This window comes from Dyella caseinilytica (assembly GCF_016865235.1).
GTDB lineage: Bacteria > Pseudomonadota > Gammaproteobacteria > Xanthomonadales > Rhodanobacteraceae > Dyella_B > Dyella_B caseinilytica.
The window spans coordinates 138877-162734 of the sequence record NZ_CP064030.1 but is presented as its reverse complement, the minus strand read 5'-3'; the positions used below and the strand labels follow the sequence as shown (position 1 = coordinate 162734).

14 protein-coding genes are annotated in these 23858 nt (G+C 60.2%); 8 read left to right on the top strand and 6 right to left on the bottom strand.

Going from position 1 to position 23858, the window contains the following annotated elements; translation table 11 throughout:
- Positions 1-220 precede the first annotated feature (220 nt).
- Positions 221-1171: a pyridoxal-phosphate dependent enzyme gene (locus ISN74_RS00685; protein ID WP_188796402.1), complete on the bottom strand. Its 951-nt coding sequence runs from the start codon at positions 1169-1171 to the stop codon at positions 221-223.
- Positions 1168-2175, bottom strand: a complete 1008-nt coding sequence (locus ISN74_RS00680; protein WP_188796400.1) for an aldose 1-epimerase — start codon at positions 2173-2175, stop codon at positions 1168-1170. The genes ISN74_RS00685 and ISN74_RS00680 overlap by 4 nt, the downstream gene beginning before the upstream one ends.
- A gap of 65 nt (positions 2176-2240) precedes the next feature.
- Here ISN74_RS00680 and pepN point away from each other — a divergent pair, with 65 nt between their 5' ends.
- Positions 2241-4889 carry an aminopeptidase N gene (gene pepN / locus ISN74_RS00675; RefSeq protein WP_188796398.1) on the top strand — a complete coding sequence of 883 codons (2649 nt, stop codon included), beginning with the start codon at positions 2241-2243 and terminating at the stop codon, positions 4887-4889.
- A 75-nt stretch (positions 4890-4964) separates the two neighbouring features.
- Here pepN and ISN74_RS00670 read toward each other — a convergent pair whose 3' ends face one another.
- Positions 4965-5150, bottom strand: a complete 186-nt coding sequence (locus ISN74_RS00670; protein ID WP_188796396.1) for a hypothetical protein — start codon at positions 5148-5150, stop codon at positions 4965-4967.
- Positions 5151-5695: 545 nt separating this feature from the next.
- Here ISN74_RS00670 and mnmG point away from each other — a divergent pair.
- From mnmG to ISN74_RS00650, 4 genes are all read left to right on the top strand, one after another.
- Positions 5696-7573 carry a tRNA uridine-5-carboxymethylaminomethyl(34) synthesis enzyme MnmG gene (gene mnmG / locus ISN74_RS00665; RefSeq protein WP_188796394.1) on the top strand — a complete coding sequence of 626 codons (1878 nt, stop codon included), beginning with the start codon at positions 5696-5698 and terminating at the stop codon, positions 7571-7573.
- Between the two features lie 126 nt (positions 7574-7699).
- A complete protein-coding gene (locus tag ISN74_RS00660; protein ID WP_188796392.1) occupies positions 7700-8473 on the top strand; it encodes an RDD family protein in 774 nt (257 codons plus the stop codon).
- 179 nt (positions 8474-8652) lie between these two features.
- On the top strand, positions 8653-10980 hold the full coding sequence (locus tag ISN74_RS00655; RefSeq protein WP_188796390.1) for a Tex family protein: 2328 nt from the start codon (positions 8653-8655) through the stop codon (positions 10978-10980).
- A gap of 174 nt (positions 10981-11154) precedes the next feature.
- Positions 11155-13200 (top strand): autotransporter outer membrane beta-barrel domain-containing protein, encoded by a 2046-nt coding sequence (locus ISN74_RS00650; protein WP_188796388.1) that lies wholly within the window; start codon positions 11155-11157, stop codon positions 13198-13200.
- 178 nt (positions 13201-13378) lie between these two features.
- Here the strand turns inward: ISN74_RS00650 and ISN74_RS00645 are convergent, their stop codons facing one another.
- Positions 13379-14242, bottom strand: a complete 864-nt coding sequence (locus ISN74_RS00645; RefSeq protein ID WP_188796379.1) for a YbaY family lipoprotein — start codon at positions 14240-14242, stop codon at positions 13379-13381.
- A gap of 630 nt (positions 14243-14872) precedes the next feature.
- On the opposite strand from ISN74_RS00645, the gene ISN74_RS00640 reads away from it, so the two are divergent.
- Both ISN74_RS00640 and ISN74_RS00635 read left to right on the top strand, forming a co-directional pair.
- Entirely contained in the window at positions 14873-15460 is a 588-nt protein-coding gene (locus ISN74_RS00640; protein WP_188796377.1) for a helix-turn-helix domain-containing protein, read from the top strand.
- Positions 15461-15837: 377 nt separating this feature from the next.
- The gene (locus ISN74_RS00635; protein WP_188796375.1) at positions 15838-18690 is read left to right on the top strand and encodes a TonB-dependent receptor domain-containing protein; all 2853 of its coding nucleotides are present in this window, start codon (positions 15838-15840) and stop codon (positions 18688-18690) included.
- Positions 18691-18861: 171 nt separating this feature from the next.
- On the opposite strand, the gene glyS is transcribed toward ISN74_RS00635, so the two are convergent.
- Positions 18862-21009 carry a glycine--tRNA ligase subunit beta gene (glyS, locus tag ISN74_RS00630; protein WP_188796373.1) on the bottom strand — a complete coding sequence of 716 codons (2148 nt, stop codon included), beginning with the start codon at positions 21007-21009 and terminating at the stop codon, positions 18862-18864.
- Positions 21006-21917 (bottom strand): glycine--tRNA ligase subunit alpha, encoded by a 912-nt coding sequence (gene glyQ / locus ISN74_RS00625; RefSeq protein WP_188796371.1) that lies wholly within the window; start codon positions 21915-21917, stop codon positions 21006-21008. Before glyQ ends, glyS begins: the two co-directional genes overlap by 4 nt.
- A 99-nt stretch (positions 21918-22016) precedes the next feature.
- Between glyQ and tfpB the strand changes: the two genes are divergently transcribed.
- A complete protein-coding gene (gene tfpB, locus ISN74_RS00620; RefSeq protein WP_188796369.1) occupies positions 22017-23840 on the top strand; it encodes a type IV pilus assembly ATPase TfpB in 1824 nt (607 codons plus the stop codon).
- The last annotated feature ends 18 nt before the right edge of the window (positions 23841-23858 follow it).

The following is a 23858-nucleotide window of genomic DNA, read 5'->3' as shown; positions in this document are numbered from 1 at the left end:
CTCCCTCCAGCGTTGGACACCTGAAAGCGTGGTACGGATGACGCTTCACGGGGCGTGCGGGCGGAAACTTTCCCAACATCCAGTTCAACCGGATGTCTATTTTTCTGGAACTTCTGGTTAAATCGTGTGGCGTGGTGCGCAGCATCGCGATGCTGGACAGGCGCGTTTTGGAGTCTTCACACACCTGTCCCGCTTTTGTTCAGCGGGACAGGTGTGGTCATCACCAAGGCAACGCGTCGATATCCACATTACCGCCCGTCAATACGAGCCCGACACGGCGTCCGGCAAAACGCTGGCGTTGCTTGAGGACGGCGGCGAGTACCGTAGCGCTCGACACTTCCACCACCAGCTTGAGCGACTGCCATAGCAGCTTCATCGCCGCGATGGCTTCCTCATCTGTGACCGTGATGATCTCCACGCGATGTTCACGCAAGGCCGTCAGGTTCGGCTCGCCGATCAGCGTGCGCAAGCCATCGCATACCGTGTTCGGCACGAAGGCATCGATGCGCGCGCCGCGTGCCAGGGATTGCGCGGCATCGTCCGCGCCAGCCGGCTCGGCGCCATACATAGCGATCGCCCCATCGATGCCGTGTGCCGCAATGGAGCAGCCCGAAGAAAGGCCGCCGCCGCCAATCGGGGTGATGATCGCGTCCAGCCCCTGGCTTTGCTGCAGCAATTCCAGCACGACCGTCCCTTGCCCGGCCATGACCTGCGTATTGGCATAGGGATGGACCAGCGTAGCGCCTGTAGCCTGCTGCACCTCCGCGGCTTTTGCTTCACGTGCCGCCGTGGTTGGCGCGCAACGATGCAGAATGGCGCCAGCTTGCTCGATGGCTTCCAACTTCGCGCGCACCGCGCCTTCCGGCACCACCACATGCGCGGGAATGCCGCGCGTGGCAGCCGCCATGGCAAGCGCATTGCCATGATTGCCCGACGAATGCGTCACGACACCATGCGCAGCTTCCTCGTCACTCAATGACCAGACCGCGTTGCACGCACCGCGGAACTTGAATGCACCGCCACGCTGCAAGTTTTCGCATTTGAAATGCAGCTGTGCGCCGATCATGGCGTCGAGCGCTGGATGACGCAGCACCGGCGTGACGTTCGCATACGGTGCGATGCGCGCGGCCGCGTCGCGAATCTGTTCAATGGTTGGCAACCGCACGTTCATACTGGATCAATCTCTACGCCACAACGGAATTGACGCTCTGCACCGGGCTCCAGACGGATCGCGTCGGCGCAATCAGGACGATTGAAGGCATTGGCCATGCTTTCCATGGGCTCCAGTGCCACCGAGCGCCGCACATCGCGCGTCACGGTATCGGCAGTAAAGACCAGCATGACACCATGTTCCTGCCACACGCTTAGACCGAGTCCACTGGCCTGATCGCGCAAGCGTGTACGCGCACGCCCGTCCTTATCCGTCTGCAGGCCGGCATAGGCGTTATCGATCTTCACGCTACCGATGGGCTTGGCGCTGCGGAAATCCAGCTCGCGCGGCGCATCGTCCAGCGACTGATAAGCCTGGTCGCCGGGCAAAGGAATGTAGTCGGCCGTGGTGCGAATCAGCTGCGTTGCCGGCACCTGCAATTGCCAGGTGTCGACCGCGCTGTCGCCGACGTGGAAATACGGATGCCAGCCAAAGAAACATGGCGCGACGGTGTCGCCTACATTGCGCATGCTGACCAGCAGCGAAAGACCCTGGCTATCAAGCGTGTAGGTCACGGCGAGATCGATCGCATGCGGATAACCGGCGAATGTACCCGGCCGTATCACCTGGGTGACGAAGGTGACGTGCGCACCGTCAGGGGTCACATGCTCAGTGGAGATGTCGAAATCGACACCACGCACGAAACCATGCCGACTGGCACGCTGCGCGCCTTCCACGCCCGGTTGCATGTCTTGCGTCTGGCCATCGTAGCGATAGCGGGCGTCATCGATGCGGTTGGCGAATGGCGCCATGATGGCAAAGCGCGAGCTGGGGCGGCTGTCCAGTTCGGCACTGTCCCGATAGCCGTCGGCAAGCTGATGCACCATGCCATTCGTCGTCTGCTCAAGACTGATCAGCGTCGCTCCGCGGCGGGCAATGCGCATCGTGCGACCACGATCGGCATCCTTGATAACCACAATTTCATGCGGCCCCAGCCGCGTCCTTTCGATACTGAATGCACTCATCCGCTTGTTCCGGGGGAGAAAACCCGCATGTTAGCCTGACAATTCCTGTTCTTCCTGTGTTTCCCATGACTCTCGCCAACGCCCCTGCTTCCGTCAGCCCCATCCGCCTCAGCGATTACCGCCGTCCCGCCTGGACAGTGGACACCGTCGAACTCGACGTCGACCTGGAGATCGACACAACGGAAATCACGTCACGCCTGAGCTTGCGCCGCGATCCCGCGCAGTCGCTGCCGCTGCGCTTGGATGGTGAAAACCTGGAGCTGCTCGCCATTTCGCTCGACGGCCGCCCGCTCGATGCGGCGGATTATCGCTACGAAAACAGCGTGCTTGACGTCGTCGGCGCACATGACGGCAGCATGCTGGAAACGCGAGTGCGTGTTCGCCCTTCGGCCAATACGGCGCTGGAAGGCTTGTATCTGTCCGGCCCGCGCGAAACCGGCTTTCTACTGACTCAGTGTGAAGCCGAAGGGTTTCGGCACATCACCTTCTTCCCTGACCGTCCCGACGTACTGGCCCGCTATACCGTGACCTTGCGCGCCGAACAGGCGCGTTTTCCAGTACTGCTCGCCGGTGGCAATCCCGATGGCGCGGGCGAACTGGCCGATGGCCGCCATTGGGCACGCTTTGTCGATCCGTACCCCAAGCCCAGCTATCTGTTTGCGCTGGTCGCCGGTCGACTGGAAAGCATTCGGCGTGATTACGTGACGGCAGATGGTCGCAAGGTCGAACTGGTGATGTGGTCCGAAGCCAATGTGATCGACCGCTGCCACTACGCGCTCGATGCGCTGGAACGTTCGATGCGCTGGGACGAGCGGGCTTACGGACGCAATTACGATTTGGATGTGTTCCACGTCGTCGCCACGCATGATTTCAACATGGGCGCGATGGAGAACAAAGGTCTGAACGTCTTCAACGCGAAATACCTGCTGGCCGATCCGGACAGCAGTACGGACGAGGAATATCGCGCCGTGGAAGCCGTGGTCGCGCACGAATACTTCCACAACTGGACCGGTAACCGCGTGACCTGCCGCGACTGGTTCCAGCTCTCGCTCAAGGAAGGTCTTACGGTGTTCCGCGAGCAGCAATTCTCCGCGGACATGAATTCGGCGCCGCTCAAGCGCATCGAGGATGTCTCGCTATTGCGCCGCACGCAGTTTCCGGAAGATGCCGGTCCGCTGGCGCATCCTGTCCGTCCGGCGGAATATCGCGAGATCAATAACTTCTACACCGCGACGGTCTACGAAAAAGGATCGGAGCTGGTGCGCATGCTGGCCGGACACCTTGGCCAGGATGGCTTCCGGCGCGGCACGGACCTTTATTTCGATCGCCACGACGGCCATGCCGCCACCATCGAAGACTTTCTTGCCGCGCTCGGCGATGCCAACCACATCGACCTGAAACCTTATCTGGCCTGGTATGCGCAGTCCGGTACACCGCGCTTGCACGCCAGAGGCGAATACGATGCGGCGCGGCGCGAATACACGTTGACACTTTCCCAGCTGACGCGCGCCACACCGGGGCAACCCGAAAAGTTGCCGCTACCCATTCCGGTGAAACTTGCCCTGTTCGATCAACACGGCCGAATGTTGCCGCTGCATCTGGACGGTCAGACGGTGGAAACGGAAAAAGTGGTGGTCGTGGACAAGGCATCGCAGCGCTTTGTATTGCGCGATGTGCCGTCGCATCCGGTGCCTTCGCTGTTGCGCGGATTCTCTGCGCCCGTCGTGCTTGAATGCGATTACACACCGACGGAACTTGCCTTGCTGCTGGCGCATGACGCCGACGGCTTCAACCGCTGGGAGGCCGGTCAGCAACTGGCAGCGCTTGCGTTCGATTCACTGCATGGTGCCGGCCATTCTGCTGCTTGCAAGGCATGGTGCGATGCGCTGGCCGCTTCGTTTGAAAACCCTGCCATTGACGACGCGTTGCTAGCCGATCTGCTCACGCCGCCGGGTGAAATCGAGTTTGCTGATCGGCAGAGCGAAGTGGATCCGGCAAAGATCCACGCGCAACGCCAGGAACTTCAGCGTCGCCTGGCCCAACGACTGGGCGCCAATGCGTTGCTCGATCGTTACAACATGTTGTCTTCGGGCAGCGAGGTGCAGCTGGATGCGGCAAGCCAGGCCAAGCGCCGCCTCAAACGCCGCGTGCTCGAACTGCTTGCACTGGTCGATACCGATCAGGCGCACGCGCTGGCTGCTCGCCAATACGAAACTGCCGCGGGCATGACAGATCGTCTTGCCGCACTGGGCTTGTTGGTGCGCGATCGCGCGCCGCAAGCCGCGGCGGTGCTGGCGGATTTCCGCCGTCGCTATGCGGACAACCCGCTGGCGCTGGATAAGTGGTTCGCAGAGCAAGCCAAAGTGCCAGGCGAACCTGCGCTCGCCAACGTGATGCAACTGGAAAGCGATCCGGCGTTTACGCTGAAGAATCCCAACCGCGCACGCTCTCTGCTCGGCAACTTCGCAAGCGCCAATCCCAGTGGTTTCCATCGTGCGGATGGCTTGGGTTATCGGTTTTTCGCAGAACAACTGGCAGAACTGGACGCACTCAATCCACAGATCGCGGCCCGGCTGGCCACGGCATTCAACGGATGGCAACGCCTGGAACCGGTACGCCGCGAGGCCGCGCATACCACGCTGCAAGGGCTTGCTGGGCGTGAAGGCCTATCACGCAACCTCAGCGAGATCATCGGCAACGTTTTGCAGCACTGATTGGATTGCCGTAAACGCAAACGGCGACCTTATTCAGGTCGCCGTTGCGGGGCGGCAAGCAATGGCGGGCCTTGGTCAGGCGGGTAGATGGTCCAGCTCGCAAAGCAGATGACTCATACGCGTCTGCAATCGCGGACGCAGCTGTTGCTGCTGGACAGGATCGCGCTCGACCAAATGGTCCATCGCCATTTCAAGACGACCGATCTCGATCATCAGGTCATGCCGCAAGTACACCGGTGCGAACTCGTTACTGTTGTCCATGACACTTCCTCGGATTGGCTTGCACCGAAGTGCTGCAACAGGCGTGCCAGACTGTGATGCAAATCACGCTATATTTCTGCGCCAAATCACACTGTGACCTTCTGCGTCAGCAGGTGCCGTTTACCGGCATAAATTTGCGTTTCAGTCACCCCATGTTCACGCGTACGGGGCGATGATCCCCACCACGCAGACGGGGGAGCGGCCAGGCCGCGTAGCCCGCAGAATCATCAGTTTCTGGCGCCCGGCAATACGGTCATCCTGGATTCCCCCTGTTCCTGAGACCGCCGGGCGCCAGATCTCTCTCCCATACGGATCGAGATCGCATAAAAAACGACGGCGCCCCGAAGGGCGCCGTCTTGCTTCCTATCCCGGTACGCGAATGGACCCCTGTCGTCCTATCTCAGCGCGCGTGTCGCGCGGCATCTGCCCGTGAGAGTGCGGTGGATCTGAAAGCAGAAAACATGCCAGCGTTCCGTAGTACATACCCTACGGCATGGCTCGCGTTACCATAAGCCTTTGTCTATCGCAGTGTTTTGGACCATCCGATGCTCCACCCCAGCTCCTACGACGTGATCGTGATCGGCGGCGGCCATGCCGGCACTGAAGCTGCGCTGGCTTCGGCGCGCTGTGGTGCGCGCACGCTGCTGCTGAGCCACAACATCGAGACGATCGGCCAGATGAGCTGCAATCCAGCCATCGGCGGTATCGGCAAGGGCCACCTGGTCAAGGAAATCGATGCGCTGGGCGGCGCCATGGCGCAGGCGGCGGATCGCGCCGGCATCCAGTGGCGGACGCTGAACGCCTCCAAGGGACCCGCGGTGCGCGCTACGCGCTGTCAGGCGGACCGAGCGCTATACAAGGCCGCCATCCGTCGAGTGGTCGAAACCCAGCCCAACCTGGACCTGTTCCAGCAGGCGGTAGACGATCTGTTGATCGAGAATGGCCGTGTCATCGGCGTAGTGACGCAAATGGGCCTTTCCTTCCGCGCCAGGTCCATTGTGCTCACGGCGGGCACCTTCCTGGCCGGCAAAATCCATATCGGCCCGGCCCAGTACGCCGGCGGCCGCGCGGGTGACCCACCTGCCACCACCCTGGCCCAGCGCCTGCGCGAGCTGCCGGTGGCGGCCGATCGCCTGAAGACCGGCACCCCGCCGCGCATCGATATGCGCAGCATCGACTTCAGCCATCTGGACGAACAGCCGGGCGACGATCCCGCGCCGGTGTTCTCCTACCTGGGCTCACGCGCTGACCATCCGCGCCAAGTCAGCTGCTGGATCACCCATACCAGCGAACGTACACACGAGATCATCCGGGGCGCGCTGGACCGCTCACCGCTTTACACCGGTCAGATCGAGGGCGTCGGTCCGCGCTATTGCCCGTCGATCGAAGACAAGGTGGTGCGCTTCGCCGAAAAGAACTCGCACCAGATCTTCATCGAGCCGGAAGGACTGGAGAACTTCGAGATCTACCCGAACGGCATTTCCACCTCGCTGCCCTTCGATGTGCAGCTGGATCTGGTGCATTCGATCAAGGGCTTCGAGAAGGCGCACATCACCCGCCCCGGTTACGCGATCGAGTACGACTATTTCGATCCGCGCGGCCTGCATCCGTGGTTGGAGACCAAGACCATTCCGGGCCTGTACTTTGCCGGGCAGATCAACGGCACCACCGGCTACGAGGAAGCGGCAGCGCAGGGGCTGATCGCCGGCATGAACGCCGCGCTGGCGGTACAAGACAAGGCACCGTGGTATCCGCGGCGCGATGAGGCGTACATCGGCGTGCTGATCGACGATCTGACCAGTAACGGCACGATCGAGCCCTACCGCATGTTCACCTCGCGCGCCGAATACCGCTTGCATCTGCGTGAGGACAATGCCGACCTGCGCCTGACGGAAACGGGTCACCGGCTGGGCGTGGTACCGCAGCAGCGTTTCGATGCGTTGCGCACGAAACGCGACGCCGTCGAACGGGAAGTACAACGCCTCGGTGCATTGTGGGCCGCGCCGAACAACACGCTCGGCGCGGCCGTCGAACGTCATCTTGGCGTGGCAGTGAGTCGTGAGACCAACGCGCTGGATCTGCTGCGCCGTCCGGAATTGGATTACGCCAAGCTGGCCTCTGTCCCTGAACTCGGTCCGTCGGTGGAACGCGAGGATGTGGCTGCGCAAGTCGAGGTACAGACCAAGTACGCCGGCTATCTCGAGCGCCAGCGCGAGGAAATCGAGCGCCAGCGCCGTCATGAAAACACCAGCATCCCGAGCGGTTTCGATTACGACAAAGTACGAGGCTTATCTGCCGAAGTGCTGTTGAAGCTCAAGCGCAGCCTTCCGGCGACCATCGGCCAGGCGGCACGTATCAGCGGCGTAACCCCGGCCGCGATTTCCTTGCTGCTGGTTCATCTGAAGCGGCGCGACGCGGCCTGAAGACGGAAATGGGGAATAGGGTGGGTGGCTTGCCACAAACTGGCCCAAGCGCACACTCCGATTCCCAATCCCCTATTCCCGTCCACCAAATGGCATCATGCGCTCCTGCTTAGCGAGGAGCACCCCATGGAAGTCTGGATCGGTCGGCAGGGCGAACGCCACGGCCCCTATCAGGAAGAACAGATCAAGGAATGGCTGCGTAGCGGCCAGCTCAGTCGCGAGGATCTTGGCTGGTACGACGGTCTGGCCGACTGGCAGCCGCTATCGGTGCTGTTTCCACTGGAAAAGCCCACCCCGCCACCCGCTCCAGACATGTACGCCCCGCCGCCTCCACCGCAGCCATCCGCTGGCGTAGCGGCGTTCCACTACGCCGGCTTCTGGCAGCGCTTCGGTGCCTGGATCATCGATATCATCGTGCTGATGATTCCGTCGATGATCGCGATGTATCTGCTTGGCGGTATGGAGGCCTATCGGCATCTGATGGAACAAGTGCAAGCGGGTAGCGATATGGCCGAGGCCTTCCGTCAATACGGCGAAGCGACGGAAAGCTCTCAAATCGCCTCGCTCGGCATGACCTTTGTGTATTACGTGCTATTTGAAGCATCGAAATTTCAGGCAACGCCCGGCAAGCTGGCCTTGCGCCTGCGCGTGACGGACTTGAACGGACAGCGCATCAGCATCGGCCGTGCTGCCGCCCGCAATGTTGTCCGGGTTTTGGGGCTGATCTTTGGCCTGATCCCGATCATCTGCTACCTCGCCATCGCCTGGACCCAGCGTAAGCAAGGTCTGCATGATCTGATGGCCAGCACACTGGTGCTCAATGGCAGCGCGCAGGAGCAACCACCGCAACGGCCACAACGGCCGCAATCGGGCTCAGATCACGGCCGCTTCGACGCCTGAATCCATCGCATATGGACGGCGCATTCCTTATGGAATCGCGCCGTCTTTTTTTGCCATGCTGCGTACTTGTGTTTCAGGCATGTCTTTCAGACGCCACTTGATATCATCATGTACTTGAGCGTTCCATTTTCAACGGCGCGCTCGCCGCAACACGAAAACTAAGGATTTTCTTCAGTCTCATGCTCAGTATCGAACAACGCATCGCCCAGGACATCGCCGCCAAACCGGAACAGGTACACGCTGCCGTGGATCTGCTCGACGGCGGCGCCACCGTGCCGTTCATCGCGCGCTACCGCAAGGAAGCCACCGGCGGTCTCGACGACACGCAGCTACGCCTGCTGGAAGAACGTCTGCGCTACCTGCGCGAATTGGAAGAACGCCGCGAAGCGATCCTTGCCAGCATCACCGAACAAGGCAAGCTCACCGATGCGCTGAAGGGCGACATTCTTACCGCCGACACCAAGGCGCGACTGGAAGATCTTTACCTGCCCTACAAACCCAAGCGCCGTACCAAGGCGCAAATTGCGCGTGAAGCCGGACTTGAGCCGCTTGCGCTGGGCTTGCGCGAAGATCCCACGCAAACACCGGAAGCATCTGCCGAAAAGTTTATCGACGCCGAGAAGGGTGTGCCCGATGTGCGCGCCGCGCTCGATGGCGCGCGTGCGATCCTGATGGAAAGCATTGCCGAAGATGCGCAACTGCTCGGCGAATTGCGCGACTGGCTGTGGGAGAAAGGCCAGATCCGCGCCAAGTTGGTGGAAGGCAAGGAACAGGAAGGCGCGAAGTTCCGCGACTATTTCGATCACATGGAAGCGATCGGCAAGATCCCCTCGCATCGTCTGCTGGCGTTGATGCGCGCGCGAAACGAAGGCGTGATCGAACTCGAACTCATGCCAACTGCCGAAGCCGAGCAGGGACACATGGAAGGCGAAGGGCGCGTTGCCGCACACGCCAACATCATCGATCGCGGCCGCCCTGCCGATGCATGGTTGCGTGAGACGGTGCGTCTTACATGGCGAGTGAAATTGCATTTGCATCTCACGCTGGATCTGTTTGGTCGCGTGCGCGAAGGCGCAGAAGACGAAGCCATTCGCGTCTTCGGCGACAACCTGAAAGATCTGATGCTGGCCGCGCCAGCAGGCGCAAAAACGGTGATGGGCCTGGATCCAGGCATTCGCACCGGCGTGAAAGTGGCGGTGGTCGACGCCACCGGCAAGTTGCTCGCTACCGATACGATTTATCCGCACGAACCGCGCAAGCAATGGGATCAATCGCTTGCTCGCCTGGCTGTGCTGAGCAAGCAGCACGGCGTGAACCTGATTGCCATTGGCAACGGCACCGCTTCGCGCGAAACCGACAAGCTTGCCGGTGAGCTGATCAAGAAGCACGCTGATCTGGCACTTTCCAAGATCGTGGTCAGCGAAGCCGGCGCCTCGGTGTATTCGGCCTCCGAAACAGCGGCCAAGGAATTTCCGGACCTCGACGTGAGCCTGCGTGGTGCCGTTTCGATCGCACGCCGCTTGCAAGATCCGCTGGCTGAGCTGGTGAAGATCGAGCCGAAGGCCATCGGCGTCGGCCAATACCAACACGACGTCAATCAAGTAAAACTGGCGCGCGCGCTGGATGCGAAAGTGGAAGACTGCGTCAACGCCGTCGGCGTTGACGTGAACACGGCTTCCGCCGCGCTGCTTTCGCGCGTAGCAGGTCTTACGCCCAGCGTGGCGGAAAACGTGGTGAAGCATCGCGACGCCAATGGCCCGTTCGCCAATCGCAAAGCATTGCTGAAAGTGCCGCGCCTGGGAGACAAGGCGTTCGAGCAATGCGCAGGCTTCCTGCGCGTTCCCAACGGCGACAATCCGCTGGATGCCAGCGCGGTGCACCCGGAAGCGTATCCGGTGGTCGAACGCATCATTGCGCAATGCGGCCGCGAAGTGAAAAACATCATCGGCGACATGACCTTCCTGCGCGGCCTGAAAGCCGAGCAATACACCGATGAACGTTTCGGCGTGCCGACGGTGCGCGACATTCTCAAAGAACTGGAAAAGCCCGGCCGCGATCCGCGTCCCGAGTTCGTTGCTCCGAGTTTTGCGGAAGGCGTCGAGGATCTGAAGGATCTCAAGCCCGGCATGATCCTCGAAGGCCGCGTCACCAACGTGGCCGCGTTCGGCGCATTCGTCGATATCGGCGTGCATCAGGACGGCTTGGTCCACGTCTCCGCGTTGTCGCACACCTTCGTCAAAGATCCACGTGATGCCGTAAAGGCCGGCGACATCGTCAAGGTGAAAGTGATGGAAGTGGATATCCCGCGCCAGCGCATTGGTCTGTCCATGCGTCTGGATGACGAGCCGGGACAGGCTCGCGGCGGAAAGCCAACTGGCGGCAACGATGGCCGTCCCGGCTCACGGGATAACCGCGGCCCGCGCCCTGGCGCCAGCGCCCCGAAGCCATCGGCGGCGCCCGCCAACAGTGCTTTCGCCGACGCGATGTCGCGCGCCCTGAAGCGCTGAGCAGCCCAGATCAAGCGCTGAAGTGCTTGATCTACCTACCAAATCGTGTGCGGAGGCGAGCTCATCGCCTCCCTGGCATTTTTGCGAACAATCGTTTGTTTGCGGCGCAGCATGCGCTGACGTATGGCATGCATTAACGTAACCTAACTATAACAAACGCAGGAGCAACACCCCATGCTTTACCCGCGCAAGATTGCAGGCGCCGTGGCGTTGGCACTTGGCCTCGTGAGCGTTGCCCACGCCACCGGAAATCCGAATTCGACCTTCAGCAATGTCATCGCCTTTGGCGACAGCCTTAGCGACGGCGGCAACATCTCGCTGGCGACCGATCCGAATATCCAGCCACCCCTGAAATTCACCACCAATCCCGGCAACGTGACGGTGCAGAACGTGGCGGCGGGATTGGGCTATTCGCTCACAGCTTCGCTCGCAGGCGGCACCGACTACGCCTGGGGTGGCGCGGGCATCCTCAATAATTCGCCTGGCACGCCGTCGACAGTACCGACCATCACCACTCAGGTCGACACCTATCTGGCCAGCGGTCCCACCATCAACAGCCGCTCGCTGTACACGATGTGGGGTGGCGCGAACGACATTTTCTACGCCGCGACCGCCGCGGGTGCGGCTGCCGCAGTGCCTGCGCTCGTCCAGGAAACGATTCAGAGCGAAGTCACGGCAGCCATCACTAACAACCTGATTCCCAATTCGCCGGCGGCCATTGCTGCCTTCACGGCGCAGATCACGCCCACCGTGACACAGCAGGTCGAAGCAGCCGTGGCTGCAAAGGCCGGCGTCGCCAGCCTGCAGACCCAGGCAGAGGCAACAGTGAATGTCGCCACCGCCGCGCAGCAAGAAGTGAAGTTGCTCGCTGCGTTGCAGGGCGCTGGCGCGAAAAACATCGTCGTGTTCAACCTGCCGAATATCGGCCTGACACCTGAGGCGACCGAAGAGGGCGCTACCGCAGCCAGCGCACTGACCACGCTCAGCATCATCTATAACAATCAGCTCAATGCCGGTATCGGCAAGCTTGGTGTGGGCATCATTCCGGTGAACACCTTTGCGCTGCTCAGCCAAGTGATCGCCAACCCGGCCGCCTACGGTTTCACCAACGTCACGGTACCAGCGTGCGGTGTTGGCTCCAGCTCGGTGGAATGCGGCCCGCAGGGCTCCGGCTTGCCGTACACCTATGCGCCGGGCACCAACAACAGCTACCTGTTTGCAGACGGCGTGCATCCCACCACCGCCGCGGACAAGATGCTGGCACAGGTTGTGTTGTCCGAACTCGCTGCGCCTCAGCAGATTTCCTTGCTGCAGGAAGCGCCGCTTGCCGCCGTCACCACGCAAACGTCCGCCGTACGTACGCAGATGATGGCGGACAACTTCGGCAGCCCGACGCGTGCATTCGCCAGCGTCAGCTACTCGAACCAGCAGTTTGACCAGAGCGCCGGTGCACCGAAAACCACCAGCAACAACGTCGACCTGACCGTCGGCGTGGATGTGCATGCCAGTGACTACATCTCTGCGGGTGCGGCACTGGGCGTCGGCGAACACTATGCCGATGTCAGCGGAGGCGGCGGTTATGACCTGCAGGCCATCACCGGCCTCGGCTACCTGACCTGGCACGACGCGGGCGCCTACGCAGGCGTTTATGGTGATTTCGGCCAAGCCAGTTACACCAACGTCAATCGCGTCTTCATGATCGGTAACGACCGCACGAACGAAGCCGGCAAGACCGATGGCTCCTACTTCGGTCTGGGCCTGCATGGTGGCTACTGGTTCGATGTCGGCAACTTCAAGACCGGTCCGTTTGGTAACTTCGAGTACCAGAGCATCCGTATCGATGGTTACAACGAGAGCGGCAACGATGCGACGGCCATGTGGTACGGCCGCCAGGAACGCAATGCCTTGATCAGCACGCTCGGCTGGCGCTTGCAGGGCCACTGGCAGTACAACTCGATGGATTTGTCGCCGTACGTAGAACTGGGCTGGAACCACGACAGCCGCGCGAGCACCGACATGGTGACGGCAGGCCTCAACAGCATGAATGGCAGCTTCGAAATGGCCGGCTTCACGCCGGACAAGAACTGGGGCTCGGCCAATGTCGGATTGAGCACGCAGTTCACCCCGACCCTGTCCGGCTGGATCGCCTACAACGGTCACTTCAGTGACAGCGCCCAACGCTACAACGCCATCAACCTGGGCATGAAGTTCGCCTTCTGAGCCAGGAGAAGCTCTGATTTATACAGAGCTTCTCGCTGTATGGATGTCCGCAAGCCTGAGCCTGAAAAATCCAGCGCGAATTTTTCAGGCTCTCCCAAAATTTCTATAGGTAACAAAAAAGCCGTCCGCAATGCGGACGGCTTTTTTTATGCGACTTGCTTATCGGGCGCAGCGCGGCTTACTTGCCCTTGCCGCCCGTAGCGAGATTCAGGACGTCCTTGGCCTGCTGCTGGAGGTTGCCGGCATCGCTGTCGCTCAGCGCTTCGGTGGTGCCACCGGCGTCGTGCGTCTTCAGCACCAGCGAGCCATCGTCACCCCAGCCGGCGGTATCCGTCGACGTGGGCTTGGCGCCCTGGTTGGCCTTCTTCTGTTGCTGGACCACCCACGGCTTACCGTCTTTGTAGGCGTAGTCGGTGCTGGTGAAGCCCTTGTCGCCGTAATCAACCAGCTCGCGGATGAACTTCACTTCGGTGCCGTCACGGAACACCTGCCAGGCGCGCGAAGCATTCGGCTCGAGCTTGGTGCCGGACGAGCGCTTCATGCCGCCGATCTGTTTCTGCAGGCCCTGGAAAGCAGCCAGCAACTTCTCCGACGCGGTCTGCTCGGGAGCCAGCTCGATCGCGACGTTGGCGGTCGGGTTGCCCTTGGTCAGTACGGGTGCCTGGATCGGCATGCTGTAGTGGCGATCGCCGTCGGTCAGTTCGACCTGCACGATGTACAGATCGTTCGGCGCGACATTGGCCGTATTGAAGTTCAGCTCGAACTGCAGCGGAAACGTGGTAGCCGGGGCGATGGTCTTGGTCGCCAGCGGGGCGGAACCCTGCGAGGTGACGTCGACCAGGCTGATCACCAGGTTGTCCTGGCTGGACGGCGTGATGCCGCCACGGAGGGTGATGGTGCCGGAAACGCTATTGGCCGCAGCCGCCTGCGTCGCGGCCGACTGGCCATCCGTGTCAGTCGAAGACGACGGATTGGAGGAATTGTTGCAGCCGGCCAGTGCAACCGCTGCCACTGTCATCAGCGACCAAACAACGCTGCGCATGGAATTGGAACCTCAGGTATGGATCGAATCGAACGAAATGCCTGCCTACGCACACGCAGCGGACAATCGCGGGGGAGCCTCAGAGAATAGCCCAAACATGGGGTGTGTAAAAGTCAACCGGGCCAAAAATCCATACGCATACGTATGTATTTATTGAGTTTATTTTTAGAACCCACGAAACAGCGCCTGGAAATCACACGTTACGGCTGCTTCTGGTCGACTTACGCATCATCAGAAACATCCTTCGACGCAGCCAGCGAGGCCCGATTGAGCGTGTCAGCTTGGATGAAAGACCCTATTCCTTGGTGCTGGTGCAGGGGAAACCGCACTCCAGGCCTCACTGATGGCCGCCTTCGATCCGCGAAATCTTCTGGTTGTCGCTCGCAAGCCGGTTGGACAGGCGGCCCGCAGTTTCTTGCCCTGCTCAAGGCCCTTACGTGTCAACCGGGGGGTAGCTGACGCGTTTATGCGCCGGAGGACAATCTTTGGCGCTTTTTTCGCAACTTTTCACGAGATCTTGCCGGAAAAGGTGTCAAGCATCCCCTCTCCAACACTTGCTACACAGGTACGTGCAAGGCATTCCAGTAAGAATCTGCCAGCAGGCGCCCCTGATTACTGCGGAAATTTGCGATGAATCTGCCTCCTAATACCCATCTCCAACCCACCTCGACGTTTGCCGATCGCATCAAAGTGCTGATCCAACGCGTCGGCAGTGTCACGGAAATCGCACGCATGTGCGGCTTTTCAGAAGGCGTCGTGCGCAGTTGGCGAGATGGCAACACCGATCCCTCGCGCGCACGCTGCGTCACGCTTGCTCGCACGATGGGCATTTCCCTGGTGTGGCTGGTCGCTGGCGAGGGCTCGATGCAAATCGATCCGAACGCGCTAGTACCGGATGACAACGCTACCACCTCAGCCGAAACGGCCAGTCCGCAGCGTCACCGCTCGAAGCTGCGTATCGCCGCCGATTCGCTGGAATCCAGCGGCGCCAGTATGGATGCGCAGCGGCTCAACACCGCGTTGCACATCCTGCAATCCGAACTGGATTTGGCCGACAGCAGCCTTACGCTGGCGGAAAATTCCGACATGCTGGTGGAGCTCTACGACATCCTTGGCCCAGGCGGCACCGATGTGGATGCCACGGCCATGGTTGCGTTCAATCACCGGCTTGCCGAGCGGCTGAAAAACAACCGCTTGCTGGCTCGCATGCCAGCCTGATCGATCATTCTTTTTAGCGTGTTCAAAACGGCGGCCTTCACGGGCCGCCGTTTTTTGTGCTCACGTCGCACCTCTCCTCAAGCCGTCTTCTTGTTCAGATTTGCCCTCAAACAGGTACTTGCGCGGCAGAAACGTAAGTTCTTGCTTAAAAACAGGAATACGTAAACTTCTACGTAAATCTGTCTTTAAACTTACGCTATATATTGCGTTTTCGTACAAACTTGCCTTAACTTGGAAATCACATCGCCTTCCTCAGGGGCTGGCGATGCAGCGGCACTGCTGCGCAGGACAGTTCATGCGCAGAAGGCCATTTCCACAGTTTCAGGGCGCCAGAGAAGGGAGATGCAACGGCTGGCGGCCTGTTTGGAGGGTGTTTGATGAAACAGAAGACCATGCTGGCCGCCGCCATTGCGACGGCACTCATGCTGCATTCCTGGGCCGTTTCCGCGCAGGACACCACGCCGACGTCCCAGAGTGACCAGGCCGACGCGAAAAAGGCCAAGGACCTGGATACCGTGACCGTGACTGGCTCGCACATCCGCAGCGTGGATGTAGAAACGTCGCAGCCGGTGTACACGATGACCCGTCAGCAGATTCAGGCAACCGGCCTGACCAACCTCAACGACGTGCTGGCGCGGCTGCCTTCTGCCGGTACGCCCGATATCACCCCGCAGGACACGCTGAGCAGCGGCATGGATGTGGGCGGTCGGTATGTCGATATCCGCTATTTGGGTTCCAACCGCACGCTGGTACTGGTCAATGGCCATCGCTGGAGCTCCAGCCTTTCCGGATTGACCGACCTGTCCACCATTCCGGTTTCGATGATTGAGCGCATCGATGTACTGAAGGATGGTGCGTCGTCCGTCTATGGCTCCGATGCGATTGCCGGCGTGGTCAACATCATCACCCGCGAGAAGTTCGAAGGCGCCGAAGCCAATGTGTATTACGGCTCCAACCAAAAGGGCGATGGTCAGCAGAAAAATGCAGACTTCACCTGGGGCCACAGCACCGCGAAATCGTCCACCATCATCGGCGCTTCCTATCAGGACGAATCGGCGATATGGGATCGCTCACGCGACATTACCCGTTATGCCTATGGTCCGCGGCATCCCGACGATGGTCTGGGCATGGGCCCGTGGGGCCGTGTGACCGACCCGGCCACCGGCGATCAATACGTCATCAATCATGGCAATGCCGGCACTGGAAACATCAACAGCTACCACCTGTACGAGGGTGATCCGTCCGATCTGTACAACTCCAGCCAGGACATGACGTTCCGCGCCGGCTCCAAGCTGAAAACCGTGTTCGCGCAGGAACGCTACAAGCTGACCGACGACATCACGCTGAGCGGTACCGCCACGTACAGCACGCGTGACACCAGTAGTCAGCTGGCCGGCTATCCGCTTTCAACGGCAGCGATCAATACCGCCAACGTGGTCATCGATCCGAATAACGCCTACAACCCGTTCCCGGGTGATGAAACCACGTTCTCACGTCGTACCGTCGAGTTGCCGCGCATTACGTGGGCTAATTCCCGACTGGCGCACCTGGACGTGGGCGCCCAAGGGTATTTCAACTTCCTCAATCACGATTGGAGCTGGGACGCCAACTACACGTTCTCCCAGACCAAGATCCGGCAGATCACCACCGGCAACCTGTATTTGCCGAATCTGCTCAATGCGATTGGCCCCACCACCATGATCGATGGGCAGTTGGCCTGCGCCAACGCGGCCGCGCGCGCTGCCGGCTGCACACCGTGGAATGTGCTTGCGGGCCCGGGCTTTACCTCTTCCTCGCAGTTGAATTACCTCAACTCCGTGGGTGTTGCTCGCCAGCAAAGCCAGACCGACGACATCACGATCAACACCGGTGGTGGTCTCTTCGATCTGCCAGCGGGCACGGTCAATGTCGCGGGTGGTTTGGAACATCGTCGCGAAAAAGGCTACTTCAACCCTTACGGTCCGGACTCGGCGGGCCTGACCACCAATCTCGCCAGCGATCCCAGCAGCGGTCGCTATGATGTGAATGAAGCGTACCTGGAACTGGACGTACCCGTGTTGCGCGATCTGCCCGGTGCGCAGGAACTGGGCATCAATGTCGCCAGCCGCTATTCGCACTACAGCAACTTTGGCAGCACCACCAACAATAAATACAGCGTGCGTTGGCGGCCCATCACGGACCTGCTGGTACGCGGCACCTATGCCAAGGGCTTCCGTGCTCCGGCACTACAGGATCTTTATGGCGGTGATGCACAGAGCTTTGAAACGTTCCTCGATCCCTGCGACAGCGCCTACGGTGCTGCGGCCAGCAATCCGAGCATAGCGGCGTCTTGTGCGGCCGGTCACGTACCGGCGAACTATCGTCAGGTCAGTCAATCAGGCCCGGTCGGACCCGGCGGCGGGCAGACGACCATTCCTTTCACGCTGGGCTCCAATCCGAATCTGAAGCCGGAAACCTCCAGCACCCGCACGATGGGCCTGGTCTACAGCCCACACTACGTCGATGGTCTGGATATGTCGGTGGACTATTACGACATCCGCTTGAAGCAAGCGATCACGTATCTCGGTGCCAGTGATGTTCTGAACTATTGCTACGTCGACAACCTGCCCAACTACTGCAGCAACATCACTCGCGATAGTTCCGGTTTGATTACGTCACTACGCGAAGGCCCGGTGAACCTTGGTGCCATCAACACCAGCGGCTTTGACTTTGGCATTCACTATCGCTTGCCGTCGACGCCGTTTGGCCAATTCCGCGTGGGCTTGGACGGCAACTACCTGAGCACGTACCAAACCAGTAATGGTCCAGGTTCGCTGACCAAGAACCTGGCTGGCTGGATGAACGGCACGCAAGCACTGTATCGCGTCCATACCAACGTGCAGCTGGATTGGGACTACAAACAATTTGGAGCGAGCTGGACGGTACGCTACTACTCGGGCCTCAAGGACAGCTGCTGGGATGTCGGCGTCGAATGCAACAATCCGGATTACCCCAATCCGGTCGACCCCGGCCAAGGCATGGCCCAGAAGGGTTCGGCAACTTTCAACGATGCCCAATTCCGTTACAAAACACCTTGGGACGGCACGCTTTCGGTGGGTGTGAACAACATCTTCAACAAGAAGGGGCCGTACTACTACAACGTGTCCTTTGCTGGTTCCGGCAGTCCGCCGTACAACCCGCAATTCGACATCGATCGTTATTTCTACGTGCAGTACAGTCAGAAGTTCTAAGCATTCAAGAGTTTGATACGTTCAGAAAAAAAGGCGATCCTTCGGATCGCCTTTTTCTTTTCTTGCTTGCGCAAGCGCAGAAATCAGGAATGAAGCTGAGGTGTGAATGCAGCGCGTCTTCGTTCTATTACCACGACTTACACCTCTTCACTCATGTCTCCATGTCTTCGATTACAGCCGTGCAATATCCGCAATGGCCGTGAACTGCGCTTTCAGACGTCCCAGCAGAGCAAGCCGGTTAGCACGCACTGCGGGATTCTCGGCGTTCACCAGCACATCATCGAAGAATGCATCCACCGGCGCCTGCAATTGGGCCAGACGCGCAAGCACCGCGGTGTAATCGCGATGCTGCAAAGCCGTAGCGTTATCCGATTGCGCGGCCTCCAAGGCTTGTGCCAGCGCACGCTCCGCATCTGCCTCGAAATGAGATGGATCGACATGGCTGCCGATGCTTTCCGTACCGTGCTCTTCCTGCTGCTTGCGCAGGATATTCGCCACGCGCTTATTGGCGCTCGCCAGACTCGCGGCTTCCGGACGACGCCCGAATTCAACCACTGCACGCAAGCGATGATCGAAGTCAACCAGGCTGATCGGCACAACAGCCAGCACGGCTTCGTACTGCTCGATGGTGAATCCTTTTTCAGCGTAGTAACCGCGCAGGCGCTCAAGCACGAAATCACTGAGTTCGGACACGAGTGCGGTACGACGTTGCCCCGCATCGAACGCAGGCACCTTGCCATCCTTGCCCGGCTTGATGCCGGCGGCGAGCGCCGCATCGGGCAGCAGTTCCAGCGCTTCGGCAAACAACGCCTTGTGATCGAGATCGAGGCCGCCTTCAATCAGCGTACGCGCCAGACCTAATGCCGCTCGGCGCAGTGCAAACGGATCCTTGTTGCCGCTCGGCTTCATGCCGACCGCAAAGATGCCGGTCAAAGTATCGACACGTTCTGCGACGGCAAGTACTTGTCCAACCTTGCCTGCGGCAATCGTGTCACCGGCAAAGCGAGGTTGATACACACTGTCCAGCGCATGAGCGACTTCGTCGGACTCCTTGTCGTGCTGTGCGTAATAGCGGCCCATCACGCCTTGCAGTTCCGGGAACTCGCCAACCATGCGCGTGAGCAGATCACATTTGGCAAGACTGGCTGCGCGCGTTGCTTGCCCGGCATCGACGTCAACGCGATTGGCGATAACACGAGCGAGTTCGGCGACGCGCACGCTCTTGTCCCACAAGCTGCCCAGCGACTGCTGATAGGTAACGTTCTTCAACGCTCCCTGATAGCTCGCAAGCGGCGTTTTAAGGTCTTCATCCCAGAAGAACTTCGCATCGGCAAAACGCGGACGGATCACACGCTCGTAGCCTTTGCGAATTTCGCCGGGCTGCTTGCTGTCGATGTTGGCGATGCCGATGAAGTGCTGGGTCAGCACGCCGTGTGCATCGAACACCGGTACGAATTTCTGGTTCGCTTCCATCGTGGTCACCAGAGCTTCCGGTGGCACGCTGAGGAATTCGTGCTCGAATGTGCACGCGATGGCAACCGGCCATTCGGTGAGATTGGCGATCTCATTCAACAGTGCATCGTCCAAACGCGGTTCGCCACCGGTCTGCTTGGCGGCGTGCGCGACTTCCTCGCGAATACGCTGGCGACGTTCAGCCGGATCGGCCAGCACCTTCGACATGCGCATCGCATCCAACCAGCTATCGGCATCGGCCACGTGTACCGGCTGCGGATGCATGAAGCGGTGGCCGCGCGACTGGCGTCCACTGCGCAAACCCAGCACCTCGCCGTCGACGATATCGGAGCCGTGCAGGATCACCAGCCAATGCACCGGACGTACGAAGGTGTACTCGTGATCGGACCAGTGCATCGGCTTGGGAATCGGCAATCCCTTGAGTGCTTCATCGACAATGTCAGGAAGCAGTGACGCGACCGGCTGACCGGGTTTCACCGTGCGGGAGACGAACCACGCACCCTTGTCGGTTTCCAGCTTTTCCAATTGCTCGACGCTGACGCCACACGATTGCGCGAAGCCAAGCAAAGCCTTGCTGGGATTGCCATCGGCATCCATCGCCGCATTGACGGCAGGGCCACGGCGCTCCAGCGACTGCTCCGGCTGCGAGACAGCGACATCAGGGATATAGACGGCCAAACGGCGCGGCGTAACGTATACCTTCGCCTGTTCCAGTGACGCGACAACGCCACGCTTGCTCAAACCGTCGCAGACGCCACGCAGGAATGCGGCACCCAGTTCATCAAGCGCCTTCGGCGGCAACTCTTCCGTGCCCAGTTCGATGAGCAATGACTTGGCGGCGCTCATGCAGCCTGCTCCTTTTTCTTGTTCTTCAGACCCGGGAAACCGAGTTTTTCACGTTGTGACACATAGGCTTCGGCCACACCACGCGACAAGGTACGTACGCGCAAAATGTAGCGCTGCCGCTCGGTGACACTGATGGCGCGGCGAGCGTCCAGCAAATTGAAGGTATGGCTGGCTTTCATAACCTGCTCGTAAGCAGGCAATGGCAATCCCGCCGCGATCAGCTTGTTGGCTTCGCTTTCGCACACGTCGAACCAGCGCAACAACTCGGCCACATTGGCATGTTCGAAGTTGTAGGTGCTCTGCTCCACTTCGTTCTGGTGGAACACGTCGCCGTAGGTGATCTTGCCGTGTGGGTTTTCGGTCCAGATCAGATCGTAGACGTTGTCCACGTTCTGCAGGTACATCGTCAGGCGCTCGAGACCGTAGGTGATCTCGCCGGTCACCGGCCTGCACTCCAGGCCACCTGCCTGCTGGAAGTAGGTGAACTGGGTGACTTCCATGCCGTTGAGCCACACCTCCCAACCCAGTCCCCAGGCGCCCAGGGTGGGTGATTCCCAGTTGTCTTCCACGAAGCGCAGGTCGTGCACCTGCGGATCGAGGCCGAGCTCCTTCAGCGAGCCGATGTAGAGCTCCAGGATATTGTCAGGGTTCGGCTTCATCACCACCTGGTACTGGTAGTAATGCTGCAGGCGATTGGGGTTTTCGCCGTAACGGCCGTCAGTGGGGCGACGCGAGGGCTGCACGTAGGCAGCGGCCCACGGCTCAGGCCCCAGCGCACGCAGGAACGTGGCGGGGTGGAACGTGCCAGCGCCGACCTCGGTATCGAGGGGCTGCAACAGCACGCAACCCTGCTTCGCCCAGTAGCGGTTGAGGGTCTGGATCACATCCTGGAAGGTAGGTGCGGACATTGCTTTCCTAACCTAAGTGTAAAGCGCGTTAGTATAGCCGCAGCGCATCATTTCGCCGTTTTTCCCGGCGATCGATGCCCATTCGGGGGATCTCCGCATATGGCTGCAACTCAACAAATCGCCTCCATGCTTGGCCGCCGCGGCCGGCTGGCCCTGGATGATGTGCTAGCTGCTCTGGTGGTCGATGGCCATCTTCTGGCTGACGATGCCAAGCAGCTGCGACTGGGCCATCAGGCGGGCCGCAGCAGCGTAGAGCTGAACCCGCTGGTGATCATTGCCAACGCCAAGCTCAGCAACCAGCGCGATCCGGGCCGTCCGCTCAGCCTCGAAGGTTTGACCGAGTGGCTCGCCGGCCAGGCCGGCATACCCTATCTCAAGATCGATCCGATGAAGATCAATGTGGCTGCCGTGACTCAGGTGGTCAGCCACGCCTATGCCCAGCGCCATCGCATCCTGCCGGTGGCGGTGGCCACAGGCGAAGTGACGTTCGCGACGGCCGAGCCGTTCGACAACACCTGGGCCAAGGATCTGTCCCACATGTTGCGCCGGGACGTACACCGGGTCGTCTCCAGCCCGATCGACATCAATCGCTATTTGCAGGAGTTCTATGGTGTCCAGCGCTCGATCCAGCTGGCCAGGGATGCCAAGAACCAGAGCGGTTACGACACCAGCACCTTGCTCAACTTCGAACAGTTGCTGGAACTGGGCAAGGCCGGAGAGGTGGGTGCTGACGATCGCCATGTGGTGCACATCGTCGACTGGCTGCTGCAATACGCGTTCGAACAACGCGCTTCGGATATCCATCTGGAGCCGCGCCGCGAAGCCGGCTTGATGCGCTTTCGCATTGATGGCTTGATGCACAAGGTGTTTGAGCTGCCGCCACCGGTGATGACTGCCGTCACCTCGCGTATCAAGATTCTTTCGCGCATGGACGTGGCGGAAAAGCGTCGTCCGCAAGACGGCCGCATCAAGACCCGCGCGACATCCGGGCGCGAGGTGGAACTGCGTATCTCCAGCATGCCGACCGCTTTCGGCGAAAAGATGGTGATGCGTATTTTCGATCCGGACATCGTCGCCAAAGACTTTTCGCAATTGGGTTTCTCGCCGACCGAAGATGCGTTGTGGCGCGGACTGGTGGAGCGTCCACACGGCATCGTGCTGGTGACGGGTCCTACGGGTTCTGGCAAAACCACCACGCTCTATTCGACGCTGAAACATCTGGCCACACCGGACATCAACGTCTGCACGGTGGAAGACCCGATCGAAATGGTCTCGCCCGAATTCAACCAGATGCAGGTGCAGCCCTCGATCGACCTGGATTTCGCTGCGGGCGTGCGTACGCTGCTGCGTCAGGATCCGGACATCATCATGGTCGGCGAAATTCGCGATCTGGAAACCGCACAAATGGCGGTGCAGGCGTCGCTGACCGGGCATCTGGTGCTATCCACGCTGCATACCAACGATGCGCCGAGCGCGATCACGCGACTGCTCGATCTTGGCGTGCCGCATTACCTGATCCAATCGACGGTGAGCGGCGTGGTCGCACAGCGACTCGTGCGCACCTTGTGTCCGCACTGCAAGACGGAAGCGCAGCAGGATCCGCATGAATGGACCGTGTTGACGCACGGCTGGTCGATTCCGGTACCTGAGCGGGTGTTCAAGCCGGCGGGTTGCCTGGAATGCCGCAATACCGGTTTTCTCGGACGCACCGGCATCTATGAAATGATGCAGCTGAGTCCGCGTCTGCGCGGCATGATCGGCGCGCAGCTCGATCTGATCCGTTTCGGTCAGGCTGCATTAGTCGAAGGTATGCGTCCATTACGCATCTCGGCAGCCGATCAAGTGGCGCGTGGCGTGACGACTGTCCAGGAAGTGTTGACGGTACTGCCACCTGTCGAGCACATCGAAGATACTCCACTTTAACGTTTTGCCTGATTTACC